The organism is Flagellimonas abyssi (genome assembly GCF_019457905.1).
GTDB lineage: Bacteria > Bacteroidota > Bacteroidia > Flavobacteriales > Flavobacteriaceae > Flagellimonas > Flagellimonas abyssi.
Genome location: NZ_JAHZSV010000019.1, coordinates 42,162 through 56,007, shown reverse-complemented (window position 1 = coordinate 56,007; position 13,846 = coordinate 42,162). Strand labels below are relative to the sequence as shown.

Genomic DNA, 13,846 nt, shown 5'->3' with positions numbered 1-13,846 from the left:
GACGCTTAAAGATAGTCAAACGGAAATATCGGACATTATGCCATTGTTATTAATCCACCTCCAACAAAATAGGGCAATGGTCACTATGTTTGGCTTCCGACAAGATCACGGACCGTTTCAACCTATCTGCCAGAGCTTCTGCCACCATCCCATAATCCAAACGCCATCCCTTGTTATTGGCCCTTGCATTGGCCCTATAGCTCCACCAAGTATAGTTGTCCGGCTCTTTGTTGAAGTGTCTGAAGCTATCAATAAAACCACTATCGATAAAACTTCCTATCCATTCCCGTTCCACAGGTAAAAATCCTGAAACGTTTTTATTTCGGACAGGGTCATGAATATCTATGGCTTCATGACAGATATTGTAATCTCCCAAAACAATCAAATTTGGACGCTCCTTTCTTAGCTGATCCGCATATTTCTGAAAATCCGCCATATACATCAACTTATGGTCCAAACGCGCCAAATTGGTTCCGGAAGGCAAATACATGCTCATGATGGAAAGATCCCCATAATCGGCGCGAATGTTCCTTCCCTCAAAATCCATATAATCGATTCCCGTTCCAAACTCCACATGGTCCGGCTGTTGCTTGCATAATAGGGCAACACCGCTGTATCCCTTTTTTTGGGCACTGAACCAATAGTGATAGGGATAGCCCGCTTCTTCAAAAAGATGGGTGTCCACCTGTTCTTCCATGGCCTTTGTTTCCTGAAGACAAATAATATCCGGTGAAACTGTTTGTAACCAATCCACGAAACCCTTGTTCATTGCGGCACGGATTCCATTAACATTGTATGATGCAATCTTCATTTGATTCAATTTGTTCAAAAATAGCTATTGTAGACGGCTCCCAAAAATTGATTTTTGCAATGGTATCATCAATCTAAAGAATCGCGGGCTCCATTCTTAAAGATTTCCCTTAATTTTAGGCAAAATTCATCCTCATGACCGCATTGGTATTAATCGATGTCCAAAAAGGGCTTCAAGAAACCTCCTTTTACGGCACGGAGCGAAACAATTTGGATGCTGAAAAAAATTGTGGGAAGTTATTGCGGTTTTTCAGAACAAAAAGTTTGCCCGTTTTTCATGTAAAGCATAATTCATCCAATATTGATTCACCCCTATATCCCAACAAAATAGGTAACGATTTCCATCCCGAGGCACGCCCGTTGATCAGTGAACCGGTTTTTGAAAAAAATGTGAACAGCGCATTCATTGGAACAAATTTGGAAGTAAGTCTAAAAGCAAAGAACATAACAGATGTGGTAATTGCAGGACTGACTATTGAGCATTGTATTTCAACTTCGGTTCGAATGGCCTCCAACTTGGGTTTTAATGTAATTTTGGTCTCGGATGCGACCGCTGCTTTTGATAAAATAGGATATGATGGTAATGCCTATAGTGCCGAGGTAATTTTTCATTCGGAACTCGCCAACTTAAAAGATGAATTCGCAACCATCATGGATACCGATACCTTGTTGGGCAAAATTGAACTTAACATTTAGTCTCTATTTTTATAGCATTAAAAATCCCATTAATCCATATGGCACGATCAGTCTTTTTCTTTTTGTCTTGTTTGTTTTTTGCAAGCACAGCCCTATTTGGCCAATCAGACCCTCTTAAAATTGGTATTGCGGGACTCACGCACACCCACGTACATTCTATTTTAGGACGTAAAAATATTGGAGATATAAAAATTGTTGGCATTGCCGAGCCCAATCACGAGCTTGCCCAAAAATATATTGATCAATATGGGCTTTCCATGGATCTGGTCTACAACAGTTTGGAAGAAATGATCTCTGCCACCCAGCCAGAGGCGGTGACCGCTTTTGGCAACATATATGATCATCTGGAAGTAGTTCAAATCTGCGCACCAAAAGGAATACACGTAATGGTGGAAAAGCCTTTGGCCGTTAGTATGGAACATGCCAAAAAAATGAAAGACCTGGCCGAGGCACACAACATATATTTACTCACCAATTACGAAACCACATGGTACGCTACCAATCACAGGGCAAAAGACCTTTTGGACAATGGAAAAATTGGAGCACTACGAAAAGTGATTGTTCGTGATGGTCATCGAGGGCCAGTTAAAATTGGTGTGAACGAAGAGTTTCTGGAGTGGCTCCAAGATCCTATTCTGAATGGAGGAGGTGCCATAACGGACTTTGGTTGTTACGGAGCCAATTTGGTGACATGGCTCAAAAAAGGTGAAAGACCCAATACCGTTACCGCTGTGACACAACAAATGCAATCAGAAAATAATCCAAAAGTTGATGATGATGCGACCATCATCCTTACCTACGATGATTCACAAGCCATTTTGGAGCCTTCTTGGAACTGGCCCATAGGAAGAAAAGATATGGAACTGTACGGGCTAACCGGAGCCATCTATGCGGACAACGACAAAGAACTAAGAATTCGTATGGCCGAAGGGTATGATGGTTTTCAAGAAGAGAAAATGACCCTTCCCAAAAGACCTGCTCCTTATACCGATGGATTCTCATTTTTGGCAGGCGTAGTGAACGGCTCTATCAATATGGCCCCATTTGACCTTTCTTCTTTAGAAAACAATATGCTGGTTATTGAAATTTTGGATGCCGCTCGTGAAAGTGCTGAAAAAGGAGTTACCATCTTACTCGAAAAATAATCTATTTTGCTAACGATTCCACTAAATTCTATGAAATATTTTCCCTGTGTATTATTTCTGCTCATCATGGTAGACATGATAGCACAAGATACCCAGAACGATTCCATTACCCGTTTGGACGAGGTGGTGCTGACCCAGGATGCCATCCCCAAAAAAGCTACAGGCATAACGGTCTCCTCCAAAATAGCGGGGCAAACTTTTGAACGGTTCAACCCTATCGATATTCCATCGGCCATCAACCAGATTTCCGGGGTCTACATTCTTTCCGGAGCCATCAACACCAACCGTATTACCGTAAGGGGCATGGGGGCGAGAACCCCTTATGGCACCAACAAGTTGCGAATGTATTTTAACAGCATCCCTGTGACCAATGGAACGGGTTCCTCGACCATCGAGGCCTACGATTTTGAGAATCTAGGCGCGGTAGAGGTAATTAAAGGTCCAAAAGCTTCAGCATTCGGGGCCAATCTGGGTGGTGCCATTTTACTGGATACCAAGGCATCTGTCCAAGATAGGACTCATCTCATCAATTCGTTCACGATAGGATCTTACAACATGCTCAAGGACAACCTGACCTTCTCCCATTCGGAGGATGGCCTTGATATGTCCCTTAGCTATAACCATTTGGAAACCGATGGCTACCGCCAGAACAGCCAGTTCCAACGTGATGGGCTACTCCTGAACACCAAATTGCGGACCGGACAAAAAAGCAGTCTTGCCCTTTTGGTGAACTATATCGACAACACAGCGCATATCCCGAGTTCCATCAATCTTACCGATTTTGAGGAAGATCCTACGCGGGCACCTTCAAACTGGTTGGAATCGCAGGGTTACGAAGCCAACAAGTATATTTTGACAGGTCTATCGCATACCTATCAATTTTCGGAACAGTTACAGAATACTACCAGTGTCTTCTACACCTATTTGGACCATTACGAACCCAGACCATTTGACATTTTGGACGAATTCACCAATGGTTATGGTTTCCGAAGCCGTTTTGCGGGCAATTGGGGAAAGGCGGATATCAGTTTTGGGGGCGAGTTCTACAGGGACGAGTACCATTGGGGCACTTTTGAGAATCTTTATGAGAAAAACAATGGCAATGGAAGTCTGCAAGGCTCACAACTTAGCGACAATTCTGAATTTAGGAGACAGTTTAACCTGTTTGGAACCTTCACCTATCCTATCACTGAAAGATTCTCCGGCCAAGTAGGCCTTAACTGGAACAAGACCCATTATGATTTTAGGGACCTCTTCGGCGATGGATCGGACAACGCCTCGGCCAAACGTGATTTTGATGCCATACTACTTCCGAACGTAGGGCTCTCCTATCAAATCAGAAATGGAAGCATCTATGCCAATGTCAGTAGGGGATTTTCCAACCCAAGTTTAGAAGAGACATTGACCCCTGGAGGTGTCATCAACCCGAATATTGCCCAAGAAACAGGAACGAACTATGAGCTTGGCACTGAATGGATGCTACTTCATAAAAAACTTGGGGTCAACCTTACGGCATACCGAATGGACGTGAAAAACCTTTTGGTGGCCCAGCGGGTCGGTGAGGACCAATACATAGGAAGAAATGCGGGAAAAACACGCCACCAAGGTGTGGAAATCGACTTGCAGTACAGAGGAAAACTATCTTCATCCGTAACTTTTTCACCCTATCTCAGCTACACTCTTAACGACCACAATTTTGTGGATTTTGTGGACGGTGACAACAATTACTCGGGCAATCCGCTCACAGGAGTGCCGAAGAACCGATTGAGCTCTGGAATAGATTTTAGGCATTCCAATGGTCTGAGATTGAACCTGACCCATCAGTTCGTGGACGACATTCCCATGACGGATTCCAATTCTATCAGCAGTGATTCCTTTAACGTGTTCCATACCAAGTTGGGGTTCCGAACATCGCTTTTATCCCATATCAGTCTAGGAATAAATGCCGGGGTCAACAATATTTTTGATACCAACTATGCCCAGTCCGTATTGATCAACGCTGTTGGATTTGGTGGGGCACAACCTAGATATTATTATCCGGGCAATGGACGCAATTATTTTGGAGGGCTGCAATTAAACTATGTCTTCTAAATGAATCCAAGAATACAAACTTTGCCGGTCACCATATTGGTCGGGAAAAAATCAATCACCTCCTTTGCCAACAATAACATCTTTGAACTATGGCAGGGCTTTTCTCCCCGTAAAAAAGAAATAAACCATGTTGTCAACAATGATAGCTATGCCATAGAAATCTATCCCACCACCACATTTTTTCAAAGTTTTGACCCAACCCTTCAGTTTGAAAGATGGGCGGCCATTGCAGTTTCGAAAATTGAAGAAATACCCGAGGGCATGGAAAGTTTGACCATTCCCGAAGGATTGTATGCCGTTTTTCCGTACAAAGGCAAGCCAAGTGAAGCGATAAGGGCCTTCAAATACATGTATGGCGATTGGCTGCCAAATTCCGAATACGAAATGGATAGCAGACCCTATTTTGCACTAATGGGTGACAAATACAAAGGGGAACATCCAGAATCTGAGGAGGAGTTTTGGGTCCCTATCAAGAAAAAATAAAAAATCTTTTTGTCCATTTCAAAGTGTTAGGGTAAGTCGTTTACCAAAACAATGACCATACGTTACAAGGCATTTGTCCGTAATCCGTATCTTAGTTATACTTTTGCCAAGTATATGATTAGAAATTTTGTCTCTCTTGTAGTTTTACTATTGATTTTTTCCTGCACCGAAAAAGTACAGAAAGAGGTCAGCTCTATTGACCCAGTGAACTGGAGCAATAGAACTGCTGCCATTTCAGTTCAAGACTCATTGATGAGCGGAACATCGTACCTATCCGTATACTCCGAAATTTATAGTGAAACGGAACACCGCACCCACAACCTTACGAGCACCATAAGCATGCGCAACACCAATCTAAGGGACACGATTTATATCAATAAGGCAGAGTATTTTGATACCAAGGGCAACCCTATCAGGACATATTTTGATGAAACCATCTATATTAAACCGATGGAAACGGTAGAAATTGTGATTGATGAAAAGGACCGTTCCGGAGGAACAGGAGCCAACTTTCTGTTCCAATGGTCCATTAAGCCCTCTTCCCACGAACCCTATTTTGAAGGTGTCATGATCTCCACCTCTGGCCAACAAGGACTCTCCTTTACCACAGAGGGCAAACGTGTGGAATAGCTGCTCCACACTTACAAATATCATAGTTTTACTCAACCGATTATAGTATCTTGTAGATACATTTTGGAAATTCCTTTCCATGTACACATAAGAATTTACTATGACAGATTTACAAATCGCCAAAGGTGTTTCGCTGCAACATATTTCCTCCATTGCTGAAAAATTTGGTATCGACCCTGACAATATAGAATTGTATGGAAAATACAAGGCCAAACTTCCCCTGAATGCCATAAATCGGGAAAAAGCACAGAACAGCAACCTTATTTTGGTATCGGCCATTTCCCCGACCCCTGCCGGTGAGGGCAAAACCACTATGTCCATCGGTCTTTCCGAAGGTTTGAACCGATTGGGGAAAAAATCTACCGTAGTATTGCGAGAGCCTTCGTTGGGCCCTGTGTTCGGAATCAAAGGAGGGGCCACGGGAGGCGGTTATTCCCAAGTGTTGCCCATGGAAGACATCAACCTGCACTTTACGGGCGATTTTGCTGCTATTGAAAAGGCGCATAACCTATTATCTGCCATAATCGACAATAACATTCAAAGCAAGACCAATTCATTGCTCCTGGACCCCAGAACCATAGGTTGGAAACGCGTTATGGATATGAACGACCGTTCGTTACGACACATCATCGTAGGTCTGGGCGGCACTAATTCGGGTGTACCCAGAGAGACCGGTTTTGACATAACCGCAGCATCTGAAATTATGGCAATTTTATGTTTGGCGGAAAGTTTGAGCGATTTAAAAAAGCGATTAGGAAATATTTTTGTCGGCTATACCTACGATAAAAAACCTATCTACGCAAAAGATTTGAAAGCCGAGGGTGCCATGACCGCTTTGTTGAAAGATGCCATAAAACCCAATTTGGTGCAGACCATTGAGGGAAACCCGGCCATTATTCACGGTGGACCATTTGCCAACATTGCTCAGGGAACTAATTCCGTGATTGCCACCTTAATGGGAATGACGCATTCCGAGTACACGGTTACCGAAGCTGGATTTGGTTTTGACCTCGGAGCCGAGAAATTTTTCGATATCAAATGTCAAAGTGCCGGCCTAACCCCAAAAGCAGTGGTGCTTACCACTACAATTCGAGCCCTAAAATATCACGGAGGAGCTGATTTGAAATCGTTGACGGAACCCAACGTAGCCACTTTGAAGAAGGGACTTCCAAATTTGGAAAAGCATTTGGAAAACATCGGTAAGTTTAAAATGGTGCCTGTAATCGCCATCAACAAATTTGTATCGGACACGGAGGAAGAGATTGCCATAGTCAAAGAATTGGCGGCATCCAAAGGAATTCGGGTAGCCGTGGCCAATGTTTGGGCCCAAGGAGGTGAAGGAGCCGAGGAGCTGGCCAAAGCGGTCATTGAAATTGTGGAATCGGAAGCTTCGGCATTTAAACCACTTTACGATTGGAAATCCAGTGTAAAGGACAAAATAGCCACCATTGCTACCGAAATTTATGGCGCGGAATATGTGGACTATACCGCAAAGGCCAACAGCAATTTGCGTAAAATAACAGATTTAGGGCTAGATCATCTACCGGTTTGTATTGCCAAAACACAAAAATCGTTATCCGATAATCCAAAACTTCTGGGCAGGCCCAAGGATTTTATCATTACCGTACGGGAAATTGAAATTGCAGTGGGTGCAGGCTTCCTAATCCCTATCACAGGAGACATTATGCGAATGCCAGGATTACCAACACGCCCCTCATCTGAAGGTATCGACATTAATGATGACGGAGAGATTACCGGCTTGTTCTAGATTTTCTGCAACCAATATCGCATATCTACTTCTTTGGAGATAATGTCCTTCACTTCCGAAAGTTTCACGCGTTTTTGGTCCATGGTATCCCTGTGGCGAATGGTTACGGTATCGTCTTCCAAGGTTTGATGGTCCACGGTCACACAGAAAGGTGTTCCTACCGCATCTTGACGACGGTAACGACGCCCTACGGCATCCTTTTCATCATAATCCACATTGAAATCCCATTTTAACTCATCTACCAATTTTTGGGCAACTTCTGGTAATCCGTCACGTTTTAACAATGGTAGAACAGCAACCTTGTTCGGTGCCAGCACAGCTGGAATTTTAAGTACGGTACGTGTGGAACCATTTTCCAGTTCCTCTTCTTGTAACGAATTGGAGAACACGGCCAAGAACATACGGTCCAATCCTATGGATGTTTCCAAGACATAAGGGGTGTAGCTCTGGTTTTCTTCGTGGTCGAAATACTGGAGTTTCTTTCCCGAGTATTCCTCATGCTTGCCCAAATCGAAATCGGTACGGGAGTGGATTCCTTCCAATTCCTTGAATCCGAATGGGAACTTAAATTCGATATCGGCCGCGGCATCGGCGTAGTGGGCCAATTTTTCGTGGTCATGGAAACGATAATTGTCTGCTCCCATGCCCAAAGAAAGGTGCCATTTCATTCGTTTTTCTTTCCAGGCTTCGTACCACTCCATTTGAGTACCCGGTTTTATGAAGAATTGCATCTCCATCTGTTCAAACTCCCGCATACGGAAGATAAACTGACGGGCAACAATCTCATTACGGAAGGCTTTACCTGTTTGGGCAATCCCGAACGGAATCTTCATCCTTCCGGTTTTTTGTACGTTCAAAAAGTTGACAAATATACCTTGAGCAGTTTCCGGACGAAGGTAAAGGTTCATCGCACTATCTGCAGAAGCTCCCAACTTGGTGCCGAACATCAGGTTGAATTGCTTTACGTCGGTCCAGTTCTTTGATCCTGAAAGTGGACAGGCAATCTCCAATTCTTCAATCAGTGCCTTTACATCTGCCAAATCTTCATTGGCAAGGGATTTACCCATACGTTTTAAGATGGTATCAGCCTTTTCTTGGTAGTCCATCACCCTTTGGTTGGTGGCCAAGAACTGTTCCTTATCAAAGCTATCACCAAAACGTTTTTCTGCCTTGGCAACCTCCTTATCGATTTTAGCTTCAATTTTGGCAACATAGTCCTCGATAAGGACATCGGCACGGTATCTTTTTTTGGAATCTTTGTTGTCTATCAAAGGGTCGTTGAAGGCATCCACGTGGCCAGAGGCCTTCCAAGTGGTGGGATGCATAAATATGGCAGCATCAATACCCACGATGTTCTCATTGAGCTGCACCATGGCCTTCCACCAATATTCACGAATATTCTTTTTTAGCTCGGCGCCGTTCTGACCGTAGTCGTAAACTGCGCTAAGTCCATCATAGATCTCACTGGATTGAAATACATAACCGTACTCCTTCGCATGGGAGATAACCTTCTTAAAAATGTCTTCCTGATTTGCCATTGGGCAAAAATAGAATTTTACCCAAAAAGAAGTATGCTATTTCAGCTGAAATTCCGTCGAAGCCAGCAATCTTTCGTCCTCAAATACATTTAGGGTGTAAATTCCTTCTACCAATGAGCCTTCTGGCACCGTAATGGCATCACAAATACTGATTTCCTTTCCTGTGTAGACAATCTCCACTTTTTTGCTGTAAGTGTTCCCACTTACGGAAATAGTATTGGCGTTGTCCTCGATAATGGCCATATTGGGATCCAAAAACTGTAAATAGAGCACCTTGATGTCCCCTCTGGAGTCGGGATCGCTTAAAATGGTGACGCACCCTCTTAACTTTTCGATCACTGAAGCCTTGTTCGTTTTGATGGGCCTGCCCGCCCTTAACCTGAATCCACTGCCCTCAGCATCTTGCAATTTGAGGTAACTTTTGATTCGGAGTTCCCGGGAGAGCTCTTTGTTGGTCTCCCTCAGCAAAGATTCCGTCCGCTGCATATTGTTCGCCTTACCACGGAGCTCATCCAACTGCTTTATGGTTTCATCGTACTTGCTTGCCAACAAACTATTATTATAGCGTAAAAAGTTGTTCTTGAGCTTAAGACTGTCAAAACGCAGTTCCAATTTTCGGAGTTCTTTTCGAGTGTCCTTCAGCTTGGTAATGCTAAAGTTTAACCTTCCTACCGAGTCCAGAAGTTGCTGTACCCGAAAACGTGAGGTCTGTAGTTCAATTTCATTCACCTCGTTCAATCCCGATAACCGGTCGACCTCGGCCCGCATCAATGTCAAATCTTTTACCAAAAGTCCCTTTTCCTCTTCTAGATAGATCATTTGGTTTTTGGACTGTGCATAGCTGTAATAAAAGGCTATAAGTATACCCACGATGACCGCTGCCATTGCGGCAAAGATAATTTTGTAGTTGAAATTATTATCTTGGGAGTTCATGGGGTTGACAGACTACTCTAAATTGTATAAGATTTGATACCAAAAAGGTTGGCTAAGATAATAAACGAGATTAACAACATCCTATTGCCAAGGGTATGTTTTGGATGTAATGCCCAATTATTTAGTGGAGAACGTATTTTGTGTGCCGTTTGTCGACATGATGTGCCACTCACCGATCATAACTATCTGGAAGAAAATGCAGTGGACCGTAGATTTTATGGTAGAATTCCGATAAAAAAGGCTGCTTCTTTTGTTTTTTTTACAAAAAATGGCCTTGTTAAAAATTTATTGCACTGGTTAAAATACAAAAATCAGGAACAGATCGGAGGTTTTTTTGGGGAATGGTGCGGTGCTCTTTTAATGGAAAATGGGCAACTAAAAAACGTTGATGCCGTAGTACCTGTACCACTTCATCCAAAAAAACTAAAAAAACGCGGGTACAACCAAGTGGCCCTGTTTGCCAAAACCATTGCAGAGCAAATTGGCGCGACCTATTGCGATGATTGGCTGATCAAAACAAAAAACATAAAGACTCTTACCAAAAAGAATAGGCAAAGCCGTTGGGAAAGCTCAAAGGATGCTTTTACTCTGAATGCATCAAACCACCGGAAATATAAACATGTGCTCTTGGTGGACGATGTGATTACCACGGGAGCCACCATTGAATCTTGTACCAAAACACTTCTACAACAAAAGGGCGTATCGGTTTCGGTATTGACCATGGCCGTTGTGCCAGAGGGTTAAAATTTATTAATGCGATGCCCAAGTTTTCAAATTAGTTGTTTCTTTGTTCCACATTATTTTTAGGCATGGTGTACTTAAAAAAACTGTTGGGACTTCTTTTTGTCACCTTTATGGTGCTTGCCCTTTGGCAATGTGCCAAACGAGGTTCCCCAAGCGGTGGCCCCAAAGATATTACACCTCCTAAATTGGTGCGGGCGGAACCTGAGAACTTCAGTACGAATTTTAAGGCAACAAAAATACGCCTCTATTTTGATGAACTCATCAAACTGGAAGATGTGCAAAACCAATTGGTAGTTTCACCTCCATTTAAAAACCCGGCCACTATATCTCCCATGGGAGGGCCAAGTAGGTATATTGAAGTGATAATTAAGGATACGCTCCGCGAAAACACGACTTACACCATTAATTTTGGACAAAGTATTGTGGACAACAACGAAGGCAATCCCAATAGTTTTTTGAGCTATGTGTTCTCTACCGGGGATTATTTGGATTCCCTCACATTGAGCGGCGCGGTAAAAGATGCGATAAACAGAAAAGCAGATGAGTTTATCAGTGTAATGCTGTATGAAATTGACAGTGCTTACACAGATTCCACTATTTACAAACAACCACCCTTATACATCACCAACACGGGTGATAGTCTTCCATTTTTTGAGCTCAGGAATTTAAAGGCAGGAAAGTATGCCCTGTTCGGATTGAAGGATGTGAACAAAAACAATATGTTCGACCAAGGGCAGGATAAAATTGGTTTTATTGAGGATACCATCACGCTACCGACCGATTCGATTTATGGACTAAACCTGTTCCGTGAGCAATTGAACTACAAACCTTCTGTGCCCAGTTTGGCAGCGAACAACAAAATCATATTTGGCTATCAAGGCGATTATAGGGACATGGTTATTGAAACCCTAACAACATTGCCCGACTCGGTGAGTACGACCATCTTAAAGGAAAGGGACAAGGACACCTTAAATTATTGGTTTACCCCAACGGATTTGGATTCCATTATTTTTATGGTAAGAAATGATAAGGTTCAGGTGTTGGATACGTTCACGGTAAAGATGCGAAACTTGCCCATGGATTCATTAAAACTATCGGCTTCGGTGAACGGAAAATTCAATTTTGAGGATACCTTCAGCATTTTGGCCAATACACCGATTGCAGCTATGGACACCAGCAATATATCCCTCATGGTGAGCGATTCCATTCCTGCGACCTATACTTACGAACTGGATACCATCAGCAATAAGATAGATTTTGATTTTGAAACTGAGCCCAACCAAAAATATTCCTTTTCGTTGTTACCGGGCGCGATAACTGACTTCTTTGGCATCCAAAACGATTCTTTGGCCTATAACCTATCTACTAGTAGCTTTGCAGATTATGGTAATTTAACAATGATTTTGAGCGGAAACGTTACTTTCCCTGTAATTGTTCAGCTAACCAATGAAAAGGGTGAGGTACAACGGGAGATTTTTGCCACCGAACCCCAAGCTTTCGAGTTTAACAATTTGAATCCGGGGAATTATGTGGCCCGTGTTATTTTTGATGAAAACGGTAACGGGAAATTGGATACGGGAAATTATCTTGAAAAAAGGCAGCCTGAAGAAATCAGTTACTATCCCGGAACCATAGAAATAAGGGCGAACTGGGAAAAGGAGGAAACCTTTATCCTATCAAACTAAAGTTATCGCGGTCTTCTAAAAATCGTAGTTGCTTTCTGGTAGATGTAACATGCTCTTTGTTCAAGGTAGCATACAGGACTTCTTCATCCTGCGAAAAGGCCAACGGTTCTCCAAGTACATCGTAAATCGCGGAATGTCCTGGATATTCATAATCCAATCCGTCGGTTCCTGTTCGGTTTACCCCAACACAGTATGCCATATTCTCGATGGCCCTTGCCTTAAGCAGTGTATCCCAGGCATTAATTCTCTTACTTGGCCAATTGGCCACATAGATTAGTACATCGTAGTCTTCCACATTTCTGGACCAAACCGGGAACCGAAGATCATAACAGATCATTGGACAAATTTTGAATCCTTTGTATTCAAAAATGAGTTTTTCGTTGCCTGCTTCGTATACCTCATCTTCACCTGCCAATGTGAACGTATGCCTTTTATCGTAGGCCTCAACTTTTCCGTCCGGTGACACAAAAAACAGCCTATTATAAAACTTTCCGTTTTCTTGAAAAACAATGCTTCCCATAAGCGCCGTGTTGCTTTGTTGGGCGATTTTTTTCATCCAATCGAGTGTTCCCTTGCTTTCGGACAATAATATCTTCTCGGGCTTCATGGTAAACCCTGTGGTGAACATTTCGGGAAGTATAATCAAATCCACATCGTCTGAAATGCCCTCAATCTTTTCTTCAAACATTTTTCGGTTGCTCACTGGGTCCTCCCAGTACAAATCGGTCTGAATCAAAGCAAGGTTCAAAGTGGTGGACATCTAATATTTTTTTAAAAGTTCTTCCAACTCGGTGTTCCCTTGTTCCAAAACAAGGTCCATGGCGGTCTTTCCCCTATTGTCTTTTATGGAAGCATCCGCACCATGTTCTAAAAGCATTTCGGCGATATCCTTTCGGTTGAAGGTTACGGCATAGATAAGACAAGTGGCTCCCATTGCATTTTTTTGACTCACATTGGCTCCGGCATCTATCAATTTCTTGGCTATATCGGTGTAACCTTTAAAGCAAACTCCCATTAAGGCCGTGTTTCCAGAGCCATCCAAAGCATCGACTGTGGCCCCTTTTTCCAACAGAAACTCTACCACATTCTCATGTCCATAGTAAGCGGCCAACAGTAGTGGAGTAGAGCCTCTTTGGTCTTTGCTTTCCAAAAGTTTGGGGTTGCTTTCCAATAGGTTCTCAACAGCTTCTGAGTTCCCAAGTCGTATATTATCGAAGAGTTCTTCTTTATTGCTCATAGGTGATTGAAAGTTATAAAAAAACTGCCATAACCGAGTGGGCCATGGCAGCATTTGCAATTAATTTTCTTTTTCTATCTTTTGCT

13 protein-coding genes are annotated in these 13,846 nt (G+C 42.9%); 8 read left to right on the top strand and 5 right to left on the bottom strand.

Annotated elements, in window-relative coordinates; all coding sequences use genetic code 11:
* Window positions 1-49: 49 nt before the first annotated feature.
* Entirely contained in the window at window positions 50-811 is a 762-nt protein-coding gene (locus K1F36_RS13320; protein WP_220114265.1) for an exodeoxyribonuclease III, read from the bottom strand.
* Window positions 812-945: 134 nt separating this feature from the next.
* Between K1F36_RS13320 and K1F36_RS13315 the strand changes: the two genes are divergently transcribed.
* The 6 genes from K1F36_RS13315 to K1F36_RS13290 all read left to right on the top strand — a co-directional run bounded on the left by K1F36_RS13315 (window position 946) and on the right by K1F36_RS13290 (window position 7,623).
* On the top strand, window positions 946-1,506 hold the full coding sequence (locus tag K1F36_RS13315) for a cysteine hydrolase family protein (protein WP_220114264.1): 561 nt from the start codon (window positions 946-948) through the stop codon (window positions 1,504-1,506).
* 38 nt (window positions 1,507-1,544) lie between these two features.
* Window positions 1,545-2,651, top strand: a complete 1,107-nt coding sequence (locus K1F36_RS13310) for a Gfo/Idh/MocA family protein (protein ID WP_220114263.1) — start codon at window positions 1,545-1,547, stop codon at window positions 2,649-2,651.
* A 30-nt stretch (window positions 2,652-2,681) separates the two neighbouring features.
* Window positions 2,682-4,742: a TonB-dependent receptor family protein gene (locus K1F36_RS13305; protein WP_220114262.1), complete on the top strand. Its 2,061-nt coding sequence runs from the start codon at window positions 2,682-2,684 to the stop codon at window positions 4,740-4,742.
* Entirely contained in the window at window positions 4,743-5,225 is a 483-nt protein-coding gene (locus tag K1F36_RS13300; RefSeq protein WP_220114261.1) for a GyrI-like domain-containing protein, read from the top strand. It abuts the gene before it with no gap.
* A 114-nt stretch (window positions 5,226-5,339) separates the two neighbouring features.
* Entirely contained in the window at window positions 5,340-5,855 is a 516-nt protein-coding gene (locus K1F36_RS13295; protein ID WP_220114293.1) for a DUF3124 domain-containing protein, read from the top strand.
* 100 nt (window positions 5,856-5,955) lie between these two features.
* Window positions 5,956-7,623, top strand: coding sequence for a formate--tetrahydrofolate ligase (locus K1F36_RS13290; RefSeq protein ID WP_220114260.1), 1,668 nt, complete (start codon window positions 5,956-5,958; stop codon window positions 7,621-7,623).
* On the opposite strand, the gene K1F36_RS13285 is transcribed toward K1F36_RS13290, so the two are convergent.
* Both K1F36_RS13285 and K1F36_RS13280 read right to left on the bottom strand, forming a co-directional pair.
* Window positions 7,620-9,161 carry a glycine--tRNA ligase gene (locus K1F36_RS13285; RefSeq protein ID WP_220114259.1) on the bottom strand — a complete coding sequence of 514 codons (1,542 nt, stop codon included), beginning with the start codon at window positions 9,159-9,161 and terminating at the stop codon, window positions 7,620-7,622. The two genes, K1F36_RS13290 and K1F36_RS13285, sit on opposite strands and share 4 nt — an antisense overlap.
* Window positions 9,162-9,197: 36 nt before the next feature.
* A complete protein-coding gene (locus K1F36_RS13280) occupies window positions 9,198-10,094 on the bottom strand; it encodes a hypothetical protein (protein ID WP_220114258.1) in 897 nt (298 codons plus the stop codon).
* 48 nt (window positions 10,095-10,142) lie between these two features.
* Here K1F36_RS13280 and K1F36_RS13275 point away from each other — a divergent pair, with 48 nt between their 5' ends.
* Both K1F36_RS13275 and K1F36_RS13270 read left to right on the top strand, forming a co-directional pair.
* Window positions 10,143-10,838, top strand: a complete 696-nt coding sequence (locus tag K1F36_RS13275) for a ComF family protein (RefSeq protein ID WP_258539066.1) — start codon at window positions 10,143-10,145, stop codon at window positions 10,836-10,838.
* 65 nt (window positions 10,839-10,903) lie between these two features.
* Window positions 10,904-12,523 carry an Ig-like domain-containing protein gene (locus tag K1F36_RS13270; RefSeq protein WP_220114256.1) on the top strand — a complete coding sequence of 540 codons (1,620 nt, stop codon included), beginning with the start codon at window positions 10,904-10,906 and terminating at the stop codon, window positions 12,521-12,523.
* Here K1F36_RS13270 and K1F36_RS13265 read toward each other — a convergent pair.
* Together K1F36_RS13265 and K1F36_RS13260 are read right to left on the bottom strand one after the other, a co-directional pair.
* On the bottom strand, window positions 12,507-13,283 hold the full coding sequence (locus tag K1F36_RS13265; protein WP_220114255.1) for an amidohydrolase: 777 nt from the start codon (window positions 13,281-13,283) through the stop codon (window positions 12,507-12,509). The two genes, K1F36_RS13270 and K1F36_RS13265, sit on opposite strands and share 17 nt — an antisense overlap.
* Window positions 13,284-13,760: an ankyrin repeat domain-containing protein gene (locus K1F36_RS13260; protein ID WP_220114254.1), complete on the bottom strand. Its 477-nt coding sequence runs from the start codon at window positions 13,758-13,760 to the stop codon at window positions 13,284-13,286.
* Window positions 13,761-13,846: the final 86 nt, after the last annotated feature.

Bases quoted from the DNA above. Each gene is read 5' to 3' on its own strand.
- K1F36_RS13320 (WP_220114265.1), bottom strand. From the start codon at position 811: ATGAAGATTGCATCATACAATGTTAATGGAATCCGTGCCGCAATGAAC.
- K1F36_RS13315 (WP_220114264.1), top strand. From the start codon at position 946: ATGACCGCATTGGTATTAATCGATGTCCAAAAAGGGCTTCAAGAAACC.
- K1F36_RS13310 (WP_220114263.1), top strand. From the start codon at position 1,545: ATGGCACGATCAGTCTTTTTCTTTTTGTCTTGTTTGTTTTTTGCAAGC.
- K1F36_RS13305 (WP_220114262.1), top strand. From the start codon at position 2,682: ATGAAATATTTTCCCTGTGTATTATTTCTGCTCATCATGGTAGACATG.
- K1F36_RS13300 (WP_220114261.1), top strand. From the start codon at position 4,743: ATGAATCCAAGAATACAAACTTTGCCGGTCACCATATTGGTCGGGAAA.
- K1F36_RS13295 (WP_220114293.1), top strand. From the start codon at position 5,340: ATGATTAGAAATTTTGTCTCTCTTGTAGTTTTACTATTGATTTTTTCC.
- K1F36_RS13290 (WP_220114260.1), top strand. From the start codon at position 5,956: ATGACAGATTTACAAATCGCCAAAGGTGTTTCGCTGCAACATATTTCC.
- K1F36_RS13285 (WP_220114259.1), bottom strand. From the start codon at position 9,161: ATGGCAAATCAGGAAGACATTTTTAAGAAGGTTATCTCCCATGCGAAG.
- K1F36_RS13280 (WP_220114258.1), bottom strand. From the start codon at position 10,094: ATGAACTCCCAAGATAATAATTTCAACTACAAAATTATCTTTGCCGCA.
- K1F36_RS13270 (WP_220114256.1), top strand. From the start codon at position 10,904: ATGGTGTACTTAAAAAAACTGTTGGGACTTCTTTTTGTCACCTTTATG.
- K1F36_RS13265 (WP_220114255.1), bottom strand. From the start codon at position 13,283: ATGTCCACCACTTTGAACCTTGCTTTGATTCAGACCGATTTGTACTGG.
- K1F36_RS13260 (WP_220114254.1), bottom strand. From the start codon at position 13,760: ATGAGCAATAAAGAAGAACTCTTCGATAATATACGACTTGGGAACTCA.